Source organism: Massilia rubra (genome assembly GCF_011682065.1).
In the GTDB taxonomy this organism is placed as follows: domain Bacteria; phylum Pseudomonadota; class Gammaproteobacteria; order Burkholderiales; family Burkholderiaceae_D; genus Telluria_A; species Telluria_A rubra.
Genome location: NZ_VUYU01000010.1, coordinates 124,056 through 139,722, shown reverse-complemented (window position 1 = coordinate 139,722; position 15,667 = coordinate 124,056). Strand labels below are relative to the sequence as shown.

At 64.6% G+C, this 15,667-nt stretch carries 12 protein-coding genes; all 12 read right to left on the bottom strand.

What is annotated here, in order from left to right; all coding sequences use genetic code 11:
- Position 1 precedes the first annotated feature (1 nt).
- Complete coding sequence (murC, locus tag F0185_RS17125; RefSeq protein WP_167226391.1) at positions 2 to 1,393, bottom strand: UDP-N-acetylmuramate--L-alanine ligase; 1,392 nt, start codon at positions 1,391 to 1,393, stop codon at positions 2 to 4.
- Positions 1,390 to 2,475, bottom strand: a complete 1,086-nt coding sequence (gene murG / locus F0185_RS17120) for an undecaprenyldiphospho-muramoylpentapeptide beta-N-acetylglucosaminyltransferase (protein ID WP_167226389.1) — start codon at positions 2,473 to 2,475, stop codon at positions 1,390 to 1,392. Before murG ends, murC begins: the two co-directional genes overlap by 4 nt.
- Positions 2,472 to 3,683 carry a putative lipid II flippase FtsW gene (gene ftsW / locus F0185_RS17115; protein WP_167226387.1) on the bottom strand — a complete coding sequence of 404 codons (1,212 nt, stop codon included), beginning with the start codon at positions 3,681 to 3,683 and terminating at the stop codon, positions 2,472 to 2,474. The genes murG and ftsW overlap by 4 nt, the downstream gene beginning before the upstream one ends.
- Positions 3,683 to 5,191: a UDP-N-acetylmuramoyl-L-alanine--D-glutamate ligase gene (gene murD, locus F0185_RS17110; protein ID WP_167226385.1), complete on the bottom strand. Its 1,509-nt coding sequence runs from the start codon at positions 5,189 to 5,191 to the stop codon at positions 3,683 to 3,685. Before murD ends, ftsW begins: the two co-directional genes overlap by 1 nt.
- Positions 5,191 to 6,360 carry a phospho-N-acetylmuramoyl-pentapeptide-transferase gene (gene mraY / locus F0185_RS17105; protein WP_166894164.1) on the bottom strand — a complete coding sequence of 390 codons (1,170 nt, stop codon included), beginning with the start codon at positions 6,358 to 6,360 and terminating at the stop codon, positions 5,191 to 5,193. The genes murD and mraY overlap by 1 nt, the downstream gene beginning before the upstream one ends.
- 1 nt (position 6,361) lies before the next feature.
- The gene (locus tag F0185_RS17100; protein WP_167226383.1) at positions 6,362 to 7,747 is read right to left on the bottom strand and encodes a UDP-N-acetylmuramoyl-tripeptide--D-alanyl-D-alanine ligase; all 1,386 of its coding nucleotides are present in this window, start codon (positions 7,745 to 7,747) and stop codon (positions 6,362 to 6,364) included.
- Positions 7,747 to 9,297, bottom strand: a complete 1,551-nt coding sequence (locus F0185_RS17095) for a UDP-N-acetylmuramoyl-L-alanyl-D-glutamate--2,6-diaminopimelate ligase (protein ID WP_167226381.1) — start codon at positions 9,295 to 9,297, stop codon at positions 7,747 to 7,749. Before F0185_RS17095 ends, F0185_RS17100 begins: the two co-directional genes overlap by 1 nt.
- The gene (locus F0185_RS17090; protein WP_167226379.1) at positions 9,297 to 11,081 is read right to left on the bottom strand and encodes a peptidoglycan D,D-transpeptidase FtsI family protein; all 1,785 of its coding nucleotides are present in this window, start codon (positions 11,079 to 11,081) and stop codon (positions 9,297 to 9,299) included. Before F0185_RS17090 ends, F0185_RS17095 begins: the two co-directional genes overlap by 1 nt.
- Positions 11,078 to 11,350 (bottom strand): cell division protein FtsL, encoded by a 273-nt coding sequence (gene ftsL / locus F0185_RS17085; protein ID WP_167226377.1) that lies wholly within the window; start codon positions 11,348 to 11,350, stop codon positions 11,078 to 11,080. Before ftsL ends, F0185_RS17090 begins: the two co-directional genes overlap by 4 nt.
- Positions 11,347 to 12,321 carry a 16S rRNA (cytosine(1402)-N(4))-methyltransferase RsmH gene (gene rsmH, locus F0185_RS17080; RefSeq protein ID WP_167226375.1) on the bottom strand — a complete coding sequence of 325 codons (975 nt, stop codon included), beginning with the start codon at positions 12,319 to 12,321 and terminating at the stop codon, positions 11,347 to 11,349. Before rsmH ends, ftsL begins: the two co-directional genes overlap by 4 nt.
- A gap of 12 nt (positions 12,322 to 12,333) precedes the next feature.
- Positions 12,334 to 12,762: a division/cell wall cluster transcriptional repressor MraZ gene (mraZ, locus tag F0185_RS17075; protein WP_166894154.1), complete on the bottom strand. Its 429-nt coding sequence runs from the start codon at positions 12,760 to 12,762 to the stop codon at positions 12,334 to 12,336.
- A gap of 406 nt (positions 12,763 to 13,168) precedes the next feature.
- Positions 13,169 to 15,487: a putative Ig domain-containing protein gene (locus F0185_RS17070; RefSeq protein ID WP_187362567.1), complete on the bottom strand. Its 2,319-nt coding sequence runs from the start codon at positions 15,485 to 15,487 to the stop codon at positions 13,169 to 13,171.
- Positions 15,488 to 15,667: the final 180 nt, after the last annotated feature.

Here is a 15,667-nt window from a genome sequence, read left to right as displayed (position 1 = left end):
CTCAAGCCTCCACAGGATTAACCAGTTTATTCGGAATGCCGCTGATCGAGCCGGCGCCCATGGTAATCACAACGTCACCGTCGCGCACCACATTCATGATTGCAGCCGGCATGTCGGCAATCGCCTCGACAAAAATCGGCTCGATTTTCCCGCCCACGCGCAGCGCGTGCGCCAGCGCGCGGCCGTCGGCGGCCACCACATGCGCCTCGCCGGCGGCGTAGACTTCGGACAGCAGCAGCACGTCGGGCGTGGCCAGCACCTTCACAAAATCTTCGAACAGGTCGCGCGTGCGCGAATAGCGGTGCGGCTGGAAGGCCAGCACCAGGCGCCGGCCCGGGTATGCCCCGCGCGCCGCCGCCAGGGTCACTTCCGTCTCGACCGGGTGGTGGCCGAAGTCGTCCACCAGCGCAAAGCTGCCGCCGCCCGGAATGGCAATGTCGCCGTAACGCGTGAAGCGCCGGCCCACGCCGTGGAACTCGGCCAGGCCCTGCTGGGTCGCGCTGTCGTCGATACCGATTTCGCGCGCGATGGCAATGGCCGAACAGGCATTCTGCACATTATGCATGCCGGGCTGGTTGAGGATGAACTGTGTATCCGGATAGCCTTCCTGGACCACCGTGAAATGCATCTGCAGGCCGATGGCGCTGGCATTGATGGCGCGCACCTGGGCCGCTTCGGAAAAGCCATAGGTAGTAATCGGCTTGGTCACGAACGGGATGATGTCGCGCACGTGCTGGTCGTCGATGCACAGCATCACGCGCCCGTAGAACGGCAGGCGGTGGGTGAAGTGCACGAAGGCCTGCTTGAGCTTTTCGAAATCGTGCTCGTAGGTTTCCATGTGATCGGCGTCGATGTTGGTGATCACTTCGATCATCGGCGTCAGGTTCAGGAACGAGGCGTCCGATTCGTCGGCTTCGGCCACGATGTATTCGCCGGTGCCCAGCTTGGCGTTGGCGCCGGCGCTGTTCAAGCGGCCACCGATCACAAAGGTCGGATCGAGCCCGCCCTGGGCCAATACGGAGGCTACCAGGCTGGTGGTGGTGGTCTTGCCGTGGGTGCCGGCAATGGCGATGCCGCGCTTTAAGCGCATCAATTCACCGAGCATAATCGCGCGCGGCACAATGGGAATCTGCGCTGCGCGCGCCGCCACCACCTCCGGATTGTCGTCCTTGACGGCGGTCGAGGTCACGACCACGTCGGCGCCGAGGATATTATCGGCCGCGTGGCCGAGCATCACCTGCGCGCCCAGGCTGGCCAAACGCTGGCTGGCCACGTTGGTGCCCAGGTCCGAACCGGAGACGCTGTAGCCGAGATTGAGCAGCACTTCTGCGATGCCGCTCATGCCGCTGCCGCCGATGCCGACGAAGTGAATGTTCTTGATTTTATGTTTCATGTTCTGTTTGCTGTTCCTGCCAGTTGTTCGAGTACGTCCGCGATTGCTTCATTGGCGTTGCGCTTGCCGACCGCCAGTGCGGCGACCGCCATGGCGCGGCAGGTCTCGCGGTCCAGCCCTTGCAGCAGCTGCACCACGCGCTGCGCGCTCAATTCTGTTTGCGGCAAATGAATTGCCGCCTTTTGCTTGTCCATCCACTGCGCGTTGTCGCGCTGGTGGCTGGTGGTGCTGGCCACGAACGGCACCAGCACGCTGGCCACGCCCGCCGCCGTCAGTTCCGACACCGTGATCGCGCCGGCGCGGCAGATCACCACGTCGGCCGCGGCATAGGCGCCGGCCATGTCGTCGATGAAGTCGACCACGTCGGCCGTCACGCCGGCTTTGGCATAGGCCTCGCGCAGCGCATCGATATTCTTCTTGCCCGACTGGTGCGTCACGTGCGGACGCTGGCCTTCCGGCAGCAGCGCCAGTGCGGCCGGCACGCTGTCGTTCAATACCTTCGCTCCCAGGCTGCCGCCGACGACCAGCACGCGCAAAGGCCCGCTGCGGCCGTCGAAGCGCTGCAGCGGCGCCGTCATGGCCAGGATTTCCTTGCGCACCGGGTTGCCGGTGACGATGGCCTTGGCGGCGGCGCTGCCGAAATCGGCGGGAAAGCCGAACATCACTTTTTTCGCCAGGGGCGCGAGCGTCTTGTTCGACAACAGCAGCGCGGCGTCGGCATTGACCAGCGCCAGCGGCACGCCGGCGGCGCGCGCCATCATGCCGCCGGGGACGCACACGTAGCCGCCCATGCCGAGCACCACGTCCGGCTTGCGCTGCCTGATGAAGCGGCGGCAGGCCACGAAACTGGCGGCCATCTTGAAGGCCCCGGTCACGCTGTGTTTCAGCCCCTTGCCGCGCATGCCCGAAAAATCGATGCTGTCGATGGCGATGCCGTTTTTGGGCACGAGCTCCTGCTCCATGCCGTGCGAGGTTCCCAGCCAGCTCACCTCCCAGCCGCGCTGGCGCATGGTCTGCGCGATCGCGATCCCCGGGAAGATATGCCCACCGGTGCCGGCCGCCATGATCATCAAACGCTTCATGGCCGTCCACCCCTCATCAACACACGGTTCTCATAATCGATACGCAGCAAAATCGCCAATCCCACACAGTTGATCAATACGCCCGAGCCGCCGTAACTCATCAGCGGCAGGGTCAGTCCCTTGGTCGGCAGCAGGCCCAGGTTCACACCCATGTTGATAAAGGTCTGCACGCCGATCCAGATGCCGATGCCCTTGGCCGCAAGGCCGGCGAAGGTCTGGTCGATGGCGATGGCCTGGCGCCCGATATCGAAGGCGCGCTTGACCAGCCAGTAGAACATGGCGATGACGACCACCACGCCGGCCAGGCCCAGTTCTTCGCCGATGACCGCCATCAGGAAGTCGGTGTGCGCTTCGGGCAGGTAGTGCAGTTTTTCGACGCTGGCGCCCAGGCCCACGCCGAACCATTCGCCGCGCCCGAAGGCGATCAGCGAATGGGTCAGCTGATAGGCCTTGTCGAGCGAATTGCCCTCTTCCCAGGGGTTCAGGTAAGCGAACATGCGCGCGCGCCGGAACGGCGAAAAGAAGATGATGGCGCCGAAAATGGTCACCAGCAGCGCGCCGATGCCGCCGAACCAGACCGCGTTGATCCCGCCCAGGAACAAGATGCCCATGGCGATGCAGACGATCACGCCGAACGCGCCCAGATCGGGTTCGAGCAGCAGCAGCAGGCCGACCAGGCCGATCGCACCGGCCATCGGCAGGAAGCCCTTGGTCAGCTTGTGCATGTATTCCTGCTTGCGCACCGTGTAGTCGGCGGCGTACAGCACGGCCGCGATTTTCATCACTTCGGACGGCTGCAGCTTGAAGAATTTGAGGTCCAGCCAGCGCTGCGCGCCGTTGACCGAAAAGCCCACGTGCGGCACCAGCACCAATGCCAGCAGCGCCAGGCTGCCGACGAACAAGGTCGATGCGTAGCGCTGCCAGACCGTGACCGGAATGCGGAACACAAAGAAGCCGGCCAGCATCGAAACCATGATGAAGATCGCCTGGCGCTGCAGGAAATACGTGGTTTTGTAGTTGGCGTACTTGGGCGAATCGGGCAACGCGATCGACGCCGAGTACACCATCACCATCCCGAACAGCATCAGCAGCACGGTGACCCAGACCAGCAACTGGTCGTATTCCATCATTTTCGACGGGCGTGTGCGGTCCCCGGACAATGCGTCCGAAGCCGGGCCGGCGAATTTGAATGGAAACTGGAAGGCCATCAGAGATCCTGTCCTTTATCGAGCGCCAGTTCGCGCACGGCGTCGACGAACACCTGGGCCCGGTGGCCATAGCCGGTGAACATGTCGAAGCTGGCGCAGGCCGGCGAGAGCAGCACGCAATCGCCGGCCTGCGCCAGTGCGGACGCGCGCCGCACCGCTTCCGGCAGGGTTTCGCAGTCGATCACATCGACGCCGGACGGCTCGATGGCCGCGCGCAGCAGCGGCGCGTCGCGCCCGATCAGCAGCACCACGCGCACGTAGCGCGAGCACGGTTCGGCCAGCGGCTCGAACTGCTGGCCCTTGCCGTCGCCGCCCGCGATCAGCACGATCTTTTGCGCTTCGCCGCCGAAGGCCTTGCCCAAACCAGTCAGGGCGGCCACCGTGGCGCCGACGTTGGTGCCCTTGCTGTCGTCGTAGTAGTCGACGGCGTCGATGGCGGCCACCAGTTCGACCCGGTGCGGTTCGCCCTGGTAGTCGCGCAGGCCGTGCAACAGCGGCGCGAACGGCAGGCCGATGGCGCGGCACAGGGCCAGCGCGGCCAGCGCGTTGGCGGCGTTGTGCAGGCCGCGGATGCGCAGGGCGTCGGCCGGCATCAGGCGGCTGATCGTGCACGGCACCACTTCGACCGGATCGTTTTTCTTGCGCTTTTTCTCGCTCTCTTCGCCGGCCACCGCCACGGTCAGCCACAGCACGCCGCGTTCGTTGTGCAGGCCGAAGCTGTCGGCTTCCTGCGGCTCGCCCGTGCCGAAAGTGCGCACCACGCTGCCTTGTGCGCCCATGCGCGCGACCAGCGGGTCGTCGCGATTGAGCACGCGCACCGTCGACGGGCCGAAGATGCGCGCCTTATCAACGCCGTAGGCGTCCATGTTGCCGTGCCAGTCGAGGTGGTCCTGGGTGAGGTTCAGCACCGTGGCCGCATCGGCATTCAGGCTGAAGGTCGAATGCAGCTGGAAGCTCGACAACTCGAGAATCCACGCTTGCGGCAGACAGTCCTGGTCCAGCACTTCGCGCAGCACGTCGAGCGCCGCCGGGCTGATATTGCCGGCCACGCGGGTCGACAGGCCGGCGCGCTGGCACAGCAAACCGGTCAGGCTGGTGACGGTGGTCTTGCCGTTGGTGCCGGTAATCGCGATGACTTTCGGCGCATACGCGCGTTCGTCTTTCAACGCGGCCAGGGCCTGGGCGAACAGTTCGATCTCGCCCCACACCGGAATGGCGCGCGCGGCGGCCGCCGGCACGATGGCCGCCAGTTCGCGTTCGGGCGCGAGACCCGGGCTGACGGCCACGAAGTCGATCGTCTCGAGCAGCGCTTCGAGCAGCTCCCCGCCGATGAATTCGGCCGCCGGAACCGCGTCGTTGAGCGCTTGCAGGCGTTGCGGCGCTTCGCGCGTGTCGGCCACGCGCACGCGCGCACCGCAGCGCGCCAGCCACTGCGCCATGGCGAGACCCGACTCGCCCAGTCCGAGGACCAGGGCGTGTTTGCCGGCGTAGAGTTCGAGGTGGTTCATCAGCGCAGCTTCAGGGTGGACAGGCCGACCAGCACCAGCATCATCGTGATGATCCAGAAACGCACGACGACCTGGGTCTCTTTCCAGCCTTTTTGTTCGAAGTGATGGTGCAAAGGCGCCATCAGGAACACGCGGCGCCCGGTGCCGTAACGCTTCTTGGTGTACTTGAACCAGCTGACCTGGATGATCACCGAGACCGTTTCGGCCACGAACACGCCGCCCATGATGAACAGGACGATTTCCTGGCGCACGATGACGGCAATGGTGCCGAGCGCGCCGCCGAGCGCCAGCGCGCCGACGTCGCCCATGAACATCTGGGCCGGATGCGCGTTATACCAAAGGAAGGCCAGGCCCGCGCCGGCCATCGCGCCGCAAAAAATCAACAGTTCGCCCGCGCCGGGAATGTGCGGGATGAACAGGTATTTGGAGTACGTGGCGCTGCCGGTCAGGTAGGCGAACAGGCCCAGGGCCGAGCCGACCATCACGGTCGGCATGATCGCCAGGCCATCGAGGCCGTCGGTGAAGTTGACCGCGTTGCTGGTGCCGACGATGACGCAGTAAGTCAGCGCGATGAAGCCCCACACGCCGAGCGGATAGCTGACGGTTTTCACGAACGGCACGATCAAGTCGGCCTTGGGCGGCAGGTCGAGCGAAAAGCCCGACTGCACCCAGGCGTAGAACAGGTCCCACACTTTGCCGGGGGTCGGCGCCGATACCGAGAACGCCAGGTACAGCGAGGCGGCGATGCCGATCAGCGACATCCAGAAGTACTTTTCGCCCGAGCGCATGCCTTCCGGGTCCTGGTAGACCACCTTGCGGTAGTCGTCGGCCCAGCCGATGGCGCCAAAACCGAGGGTCACCACCAGCACCGGCCACACCAGGCGGTTCGACAGGTCGCACCACAGCAGGGTGGAGACGCCGATGGCGATCAGGATCAGCACACCGCCCATGGTTGGCGTGCCGTGTTTTTTCAGGTGCGTCTGCGGACCGTCCGGGCGCACTGCCTGGCCGACTTTGAGCGACGTCAGTTTGCGGATCACAGCCGGACCGGCGACCAGGCCGATCAGCACCGCCGTGATGGTGGCGAACACCGCGCGGAAGGTGATGAAGTTGAAGATTCGCAGAGGACCGAGTTCGTCCTGGAACATTTGTGCGAGCCAGAGCAGCATGTTAGTGGGCTTCCTTACTTGTGTTATGTGATCCGGCCAGGTGAGCGACGACCCGTTCCATTTTCATGAAACGCGAGCCCTTCACCAGTACAGTCGCGTCAGAGGTGCTGCCCAATTGTGTATCGAGTGCTGCCAATAATTCGTCGAACTGCGTGTAATGCTGTGCGCCCGAGGCGGCCATGTGGCGCGTCAGTTCGCCGGTGACGAGCACCGAGTCAATACCGCGCGCGGCCGCGTAGGCGCCGATTTCTTCGTGAAATTCGCGTCCCTGGGTGCCGACTTCGCCCATGTCGCCCAGTACCAGGATGCGCGGCGCGTGCGCCTGCGCCAGTACGTCGATGGCGGCGCGCACCGAATCCGGATTGGCGTTGTAGCTGTCGTCAATGACGGTGGCGCCGCAGGTGGCGTGCTTGCGCTGCAGGCGGCCGCTGACCGGCTCGAACGCGGCCAGGCCGCGCGCCACGGCTTCCGGCGCAATGCCGGCGGCGATGGTGCAGGCGATCGCCGCGAGCGCGTTACGCACATTGTGCAAACCGGCCGCGGCCAGCTTGACGTTGAAGCTGTGCGTCGGCGCGCCGTCGATCCGCACCGTTACATCGAGTTCGCTGCCGAAATCGGTGGCGCGGTGCCCGCAGCTGACGTTGCAGGCGGCGTCGAAGCCGAAGGTGATGCAGGTGCGGCCGGCGGCCATGCCCTGCCACAGCGCGGTGTATTCGTCGTCGCCTGGGAACACGGCCACGCCGTCAAGCGGCAGACCGGCCAGGACGGCGCCGTTTTCGCGCGCCACCGCTTCGACCGTGTGCATGAATTCCTGGTGCTCGCGCTGGGCGTTGTTAACCAGCGCGATGGTGGGCGCGGCAATCGCCGTCAGGCGCGCGATCTCACCCGGATGATTCATGCCCAGTTCAATCACGGCCGCCTTGTGCGCTTCGGTCAGGCGCATCAAGGTGAGCGGCACGCCGATTTCGTTATTCAGGTTGCCGCGCGTGGCCAGGCGCGCCTGTTCCGACAGGCCGGCCGCCAGGATCGCGGCGACCATTTCCTTGACCGTGGTCTTGCCGTTGCTGCCGGTGACGCCGATCACGGGAATGGCGTATTGCGCGCGCCAGTGGTTGGCGATGCGGCCCAGGGCGACGAGGGTATCCGGCACCACGATGGCGGGCAGGGTCCAGCCGTCCGGCAGGCGCTCCGCCACCACGCACGCGGCGCCGCCGGCGGCCACCTGGGCCAGGAAGTCGTGGGCGTCGAAGGTCTCGCCGCGCAGGGCGACGAACAGCGCGCCGGCGCCGGCGCTGCGGCTGTCGGTCGAGACGCTGCTGAAAGTGGCGTCGGCCGTCATGCGCGCGTTGGAAATAGCCGCGACCAGTTGTGCGAGCGAGCCGTGCATCAGTTCGTCCTCATCATGGTCACGCGCGCGGCCAGCGCCAGCGCGGCGTGATCGGCGTCGGAAAACGGCATCTTGCGGCCCTTGATTTCCTGGTACGGCTCATGGCCTTTACCGGCCAGCAGGATGACGTCCGGCTTGGCCGCGTGCTTGACGGCCGACAGGATCGCGGCGGCGCGGTCTTCGATCGCCTGCAAGCGCGAGGCCGGATGGGCCGCATCCATGCCGGCCACGATCTGGCTGATGATGGCGGCCGGATCTTCGCTGCGCGGATTGTCGCTGGTGACCAGCACATGTTCGGCAATCTGCGCAATCGCCCCCATTTGCGGGCGCTTGCCCGGATCGCGGTCGCCGCCGCAGCCGAACACGCACCACAACTGGCCGCCGCGTTCGTGCGCGACCTGGCGCAGCGCGCCCAGGGTTTGCTCCAGCGCGTCCGGGGTGTGGGCGTAGTCGATGACCACCATCGGCGCATCCTGGCCGCCGATCTGCTGCATGCGGCCGGGCGCCGGCGTCAGCGCTTCGATGGCGTCGAGCGCGGCGCGCAGGGCCACGCCCTTGGCCAGCAGTGCGCCGAGCACCGCCAGCGCATTGCTGATGTTGAAGTGGCCCACCAGGCGCGTCTTGACCTGGGCGCCGCCGAGCGGCGAATCGAGATGGAATTCGGTGCCCGCGTGGCGGCTGCGGAACTGCGAGGCGCGCAGCATGGTCACGCCGGCGATGTCGGGCTGGGTGGCCACGTCGCGCAGGGTGTAGCCGGTCACGCAAGGGCCGCCGGGCTGGGATACGAGTTGCTTGACCAGGCGTTGTCCTGCCGGGTCGTCGAGGTTAAGCACTGCTGTTTTCAATCCTGGCCACGCGAACAGCTTGGCCTTCGCCGCTTCGTAGCATTCCATGGTGCCGTGATAATCGAGGTGGTCGCGCGTCAGGTTGGTGAACAGCGCAACGTCAAAATGCATGCCCAGGGTACGGCCTTGCCCGAGACCGATGGAGCTTACCTCAATCGCCAGCGCGGTGGCGCCCGCATCGCGCACGCCGGCCAGTTTTTCGGCCAGCAGCACCGCGTCGGGTGTCGTGTAGCCGGTGACGTCGTACTCGACTTCGCCGCGCCCACTGAACAATCCCACGCCGAGCGTGCCGATGACGGCCGCCGTCTCGCCCAGGCGCGCAAAGGCCTGGCCGAGCCAGACCGCGCACGAGGTCTTGCCGTTGGTGCCGGTCACGCCGACGGTGAACATGGCGGCGTCCGGCATGCCATAGCAAGCGTGCGCGATCGGACCGGCGTGCGCTTTCAGGTCGCTCACGGCCAGGTGCGGCACGCCCGAGGCGTCAGTCCAGGCGAAATCGCGGTCGTCGTAGACGATGGCGGCGGCGCCCTGCTCAATCGCCCTGGCGATGTAGGCGCGGCCGTCGGCGGCGTCGCCCGGGTAGGCGAAGAAAACGTCGCCCGGCTTGACGCGGCGCGAGTCGGACACCACCCTGGCGCCGGGTGCGGCCTGGGCGATCCAGCTGCAGACCTGCTGCGGATTCAAGGACGGCACTATTTGTGTCATTACATCACCTCCCCGGAGCCATCGTTCGGCGCGACGATTTCGGTCACGTCCGAATCGGGCGGAATATTGAGCGCGCGCAGCGAGTTGGCGGCCAGCGCGGCAAAGGTCGGCGCCGCCACGATGCCGCCGAAGTGGCCGATCGCGGTCGGTTCGTCGATCATGACGGCGATGATGAAGCGCGGGTTCGACATCGGCACCATGCCGACAAAACTGCCGATGTACTTGCGCGGCATGGCGTACTTGCCGTTTTCGACCTTGTAGGCGGTGCCGGTCTTGCCGCCCACGCGGTAGCCGGCAACCTGCGCCTGCTTGGCGGTGCCGTGCGCGCCCGACACCACCAGCTCGAGCATCTCGCGCATCTGGCGCGCGGTTTTCGGCTTGATGATCTGGCGCCCGACCGGCGGCTCGGTGACCTTCTGGAACGACAGCGGAATGGTGTCGCCGTCGCGCGCGAACATCATGTAGCCGCGCGCCAGTTGCAGCAGCGAAACCGAAATGCCGTTCCCGTAGCTCATGGTGGCCTGTTCGACCGGACGCCACGATTTGTACGGACGCACGCGCCCCGCCACCGCGCCGGGAAAGCCGAACTTGGGCTGCTGGCCGAAACCGACTTCGGTAAACATCTCCCACATTTCGCGCGGCGGCATCGACAGCGCCAGCTTGGAGGTGCCGATGTTGGACGACATTTCGACGATCTCGGAAACCGTGATCACGCCGTGCGCCTTGGTGTCGGAAATCGGCGCGCCGTTGATCACGAAGCGCCCGGCCCCGGTATCGATGCGGGTGGTGGGCGTGACGCGCCCGCTGTCGAGCGCCAGCGCGACGGTGAACGGTTTGAGGGTCGAACCCGGCTCGAAAGTATCGGTGATGACGCGGTTGCGCAGCTGCGCCCCGGTCAGGCCCTTGCGGTCGTTCGGATCGTACGTCGGCCAGTTGGCCAGCGCCAGCACTTCGCCGGTTTTCACGTCCAGCACCACGGCGGCGCCGGCCTTGGCCTTGAACTTGGCCACGGCTTCCTTGACCTGGTTGAAGGCGATGTATTGCAGCTTGCTGTCGACCGACAGGGTGAGGTCCTTGCCGTCGTGCGGCTCTTTCGACAGGCCCACGTCTTCGACGATCTGGCCGAGGCGATCCTTGATCACGCGGCGGCTGCCGGTGGTGCCGACCAGGTTTTTTTGCTGGGCCAGTTCCATGCTTTCCTGGCCGGCGTCTTCGACGTTGGTAAAGCCCACCAGGTGGGTCGCGATTTCGCCCTGCGGATAAAAGCGTTTGTATTCCTTGCGCGTGTCCAGGCCCTTGATGCCCAGTTTGGCGATCTGCTCGATCACCGGCATCTCGACCTGGCGCTTCAGGTAGACGAAGGTGCGGTCCGAATCGAGTTTTTTGCGCAGCTCGGCGTCACTCATGGTGAGCAGCGCGGCCAGGGCGCGCAGTTTTTCCGGCGGCGACTCGAGCACGTCTTCGGGAATCGCCCACACCGCCTTGACCGGGACCGAGGAGGCCAGCACCTGGCCGTTGCGGTCGAGGATGCGCCCGCGCGTGGCGGGCAGTTCGATGGTGCGCTCGTAGCGGTTCTTGCCCTGGCCGATCAGGAATTCGTTGGACACGGTTTGCAGCCACACGGCGCGCCCGGCCAGCACCATGAAGGAGGCGAACAGCACGAACAGCACCACGCGCGAACGCCAGGTGGGCAGGCTGACCGCCAGCACCGGGCTTTTCGAGAACGATACGCCTTTCGAGGCCGCTACGCGCGCGCCTGCCGCACCATTGTTACCGCGTTTCATTGCGCCCCTTCCGTCAGGTACTGCGTGCGCGCCGGAGTCAGCGGCGTCATGTCGAGCTTGTTGCGCGCGATCTGTTCGATGCGCGCGTTGGTGCCCAGGGTCGACTGGTCGAGCTGCAATTGCGCCCAGTCGATGTCGAGCTGGCGCGCCTGGTGTTCGAGCTTGCCCAGCTCGATGAACAGGTTGCGCGCCTGAAACTGGGCGTTGACCAGCGACAGTGCGCAGCCGACCAGCAGCACGGCAAGCACGGCGTTGATCTTGCTGTTCACGGACCGCTCCGATTGGGACGAGATTCGGGCAACCGTTCGGCCACCCGCATCACGGCCGAGCGCGAGCGCGGATTGCCTTCGACTTCAAGCTCGGACGGCTTCATCTTGCTGATCAGCTTCATCAGCGGCTGCGGCAGGTCGACCGCGCGGATCGGCAGGCGGCGGTCGGGCTGTTCGACCTTGACCTTGCTGGCCAGGAACTGCTTGACCATGCGGTCTTCCAGCGAATGGAAGCTGATCACGGCCATGCGTGCGCCGGGCGCGAGCATGGCGTAAGCCGCGCTCAAGCCTGTTTCAAGGTCCTCAAGCTCTTTATTGATGAAAATCCGGATAGCTTGAAAGGTCCGTGTGGCCGGATCCTTGCCCTTCTCGCGGGTTTTAACCGCGTTTGCCACGATGCCGGCAAGCTGTCGTGTGCTTGAAATTGGTTCGACTGCCCGGCGAGCAACAATCGCCTTTGCAATCTGAAAAGCAAACCGTTCTTCCCCATAATTGCGAATGACCCTTTCCAATTGTTGTTCAGTCTCGCTGGCCAGCCAGTCGGCGGCGGACACGCCGCGCGTGGTGTCCATGCGCATGTCGAGCGGGCCGTCGTTGCGGAAGCTGAAACCGCGCGCGGCGTCGTCCACCTGCGGCGAGGAAATGCCCAAATCGAGCAAAATGCCGTCGACCCGGTCCACGCCGCGCGCGGCCAGGGCCTGGGCCATCGTGGCAAAACTGTCGTGCACGATTTCAAAGCGCGCGTCAGTGATCTGGCCGGCCGTGGCGATCGCCTGCAAGTCCTTATCGAAAGCAAACAGGCGCCCGTTCGGCCCCAGGTGCGACAGGATCAGGCGGCTATGTCCACCGCGACCGAAGGTCCCGTCTATATAAGTGCCATCGGCACGCACGCCCGTCAGGTCGAGTGCGTCAACCGCTTCGTCCAGCAACACCGTCCGGTGCTGAAATTCCGGCACCGCCACCACATTCATCATCGGCGCGCCTTAGAAAGAAAAATTTGATAACACATCGGGCATGCCACCGGCGACGGCGGCTTGCTCGTCTTCGGCCAGTTTGGCGGCATCCCAGATTTCGAAATGACTGCCCATGCCAAGCAGCATGACCTCGCGGGTGAGGCCGACAGCGCTGCGCAACTCGGGCGAGATCAGGATACGCCCGACAGAATCGAGCTCGACATCGCAAGCGTTGCCGAGGAAAATACGCTGCCACGCGCGGGCCGACATCGGCCAGGCGGCGATCTGCTCGCGGTGCGATTCCCACACCGGACGCGGAAAAAACAGCAGGCACCCGTGCGGGTGGCGGGTAAGCGTGAGGCGGCCTTCGCACTGGACTGCGAGTGCGTCGCGATGCTTGGAAGGAATAGACATCCTGCCTTTCGCATCGAGATTGATTGCGGACGCGCCTTGAAACACGAGTTACCTACTTGAAAAAGTTATTATGAAGTCGGTGTTTTGGCGCCAGGAGCATGAATTCTCTCCCACAAAACTACACTTTTCCACACAGTTGCCCACTTTAGATGAAGCCATCTGGACGGTCAAGCGCTTTCAATCGTGCTAAAAGGGAATTTTGTTAATGAAGTCAAGGACTTAGCGCATTACCTTGAAGGATCTTCAAAGGAAAATATGTCGAAAAATTAGAGACTTAGACAAGACAGTGAATGTTCAACCTCATCTATACACATGGGTTTGCGAGACACAACAAGACTTAAAATAATTACATCTGCTTACTTTTGCGCAACGGATGAGTAATTTGTCCGGTGTGGACCATGGAGTGTGATAGGAAGCCCGCAGCCGGCCAGCGCCGCGGGCAAGCGGTGGATCAGGACAGCAGCGGCGAGCCGTCGTTCAGGCTGGCGCCGGGCAAGAACTCCTGCATTAAGCTGCCGAAACCGCTGCTGCCGACAATGGCGATCGCCACCGCCGCGCCGACCGTGGCCAGGTTGCCGTTGAGCGCATACTGATAAGCCAGGTCGCCGCCGATGGCCGCCGTGTCGCTGCCGCCGTTGGAGAATTGCTCCAGGCTTGCCCCAAAGCGCCAGGTGCTTCCCAAGGCGCCCCGGTTCTGGTCGAATCGAGCGATCAAGGCCATGAAATCGAAGGTTTCCACCTTGTTATCATGGATCGGGCTGCTTGCGCCGGGGAGGTAGTCCGCCGATGCTGCCGTGACCATCTGCAACACGGCGACGCTGGCATGGTCCGGCCCCGCGTACCAGCTCTTGAAGGTGATCTGGTCGCCGGCGCCGGCCGACAGGATCAGGTCGGCGCCCGACTTGCGCAGCGCCAGGTCGGCATACGCGATGCCGCCGCCAAGCGAGACGATATTGTCCGTGCCCAAGGAGAATCCGACCGTGTCCATGCCGTTGCCGCGGTTGAACACGATCAGGTCGGCGCCCGCCCCGGTGGCGATGTTGTCGGCGCCCTTGCCGCCAAAAAACAGCTCGTTGCCGTCGCCGCCGCTCAGGCGGTCGGCCCCGGCGCCGCCATCGAGCAGGTTGGCATGGCCGGCCGTATCGGTCAGGGTATCGTTGCCCGCCCCACCCTGCAGCAGGTCGACCCCGTCCTGCCCATTCAGCTGGTTGGCGCCGACATTGCCCTTGAGCAGGTTGTCGAGCGCATTGCCACGGCCGTTTACCGCCGCGCTGCCCGTCAAGCTCAGTATCTCGACGTGCGCCGGCAGGGTCAGGCCGGCCGCGCTGCTGATCTGGTCCAGCCCCGCATCGGCCTCTTCGGTCACGACATCCTGGGCATCGACAAAGTAGCTATCGTTGCCGGCGCCGCCGGCCAGCGTGTCCCTGCCGGCACCGCCGTCGAGCACATCGTTGCCCAGATGGCCGTACAGCTGGTCGTTGCCGCCCAGGCCGGCCAGGTGGTCGTCATTCGACTTGCCATGCAGGATGTCGGCCTGCGCCGTGCCGCGCAGGGCGATGCTGCCGGCCGCGGCCACGTTCAGATTGAAGCTGGTGCTGGCGCTGGCGCCGGCGCTGTCGGTCCAGGTAACGTCGATGGCGAGCGGGCCGGCGCCGGGAGTGGCCGGGGTGCCGCTCAGGGTACGGCTGAGCGCATCGAAGCCCAGCCAGGCCGGCAACGCGCCGACCGTCATGACGCCGGCGCCGTCGTCATCCTCGTCGACGAACATATCGGAAGGCAGGACCAGGCTGAACGGGCGCTGTTCCTCGACCGTCTGGTCGGCCATGGGCGTGCCGACGACCGGGGCGAGCGGAAGGTCGCCTACTTGCAGCGTGAAACCGGTGCTGGCCGACTGGCCCGAGCTGTCGGTCGCGGTGAGGATCAGCCTGAGGTCGCCGGCGTCGCGATACCCCGGACTGAGCAGCATGACGCGGGCGTCGGCATCGAAGCTGAGCCAGGCGGGAAGCGCGCCGCCCTGTTCCGTGCGCAGCTCGTAGCGCAGTATATCGCCGGCATCGACATCCACAAAAGCATCATCGGGGATAGTCAGCGCGATGCTGTCGCCCTCTTGCACCGCAAAGTCGAACATGCCAATGCCCACCTTCGGCGCATGGCGGATGAAATCGGAGAGCGGCCTGACTGTCTGGTCGGCGAACCTGACATCCACAAAATCCGCCTGCCATGCGTGGTCGGCCAGCACCAGGCGATCGATGGCGCCGTTGACGCTGGCATAGGCAAACGCCATCGTCGGCGCGAAATTGACCGGCACGATATCGCTGGCCTGAATGCCAGGGCCGAACGCGATCATCGTATTGAATCCCGCCTCGAGGATCGTGTCCGTCCCATCGCCCTGGTTGAACACAAACGTATCCATGTCGGCGTTCGACCCCTGGCGCAGAATATCGTCGCCCCGTCCGCCATTGAGCAGGTCGACGCCGCTGCCGCCATGCAGGTCGTCGCTGCCGTCGCCTCCTTGCAGCACATCATTGCCGTCGCCGCCCTGCAGTACATCATTGCCTTCGCCGCCATCGAGGCGATCGTCGCCGCTGCCGCCCTGCAGAAGATCGTTGTCCTCGCCGCCAAGCAGCGTATCGTTGCCGCCGGCACCAATCAAGGTATCGTCGCCACCGTTGCCATATAGCTGGTCGCTATTGCTTAATCCAGTGAGCTTGTCCCCAATATGGCTACCGATGACAACGATGGAAGGATCGTAATGCGTTTGCAGAACCATGGGCATATCCGTTTTTGAGAAGAAAATTGAAAAGGAACACGTACTTGACCTGTCCCTACGAAAGAACGCTTACTTTTATACAATTGGTTAACCAGAGTCCATTTTTTGCGCATGGGTAGAGGATTGCGCAACGGCGGGTTTCGCCAACCGCCACCGGCCAGATGCGATGCTTGCCCCGGC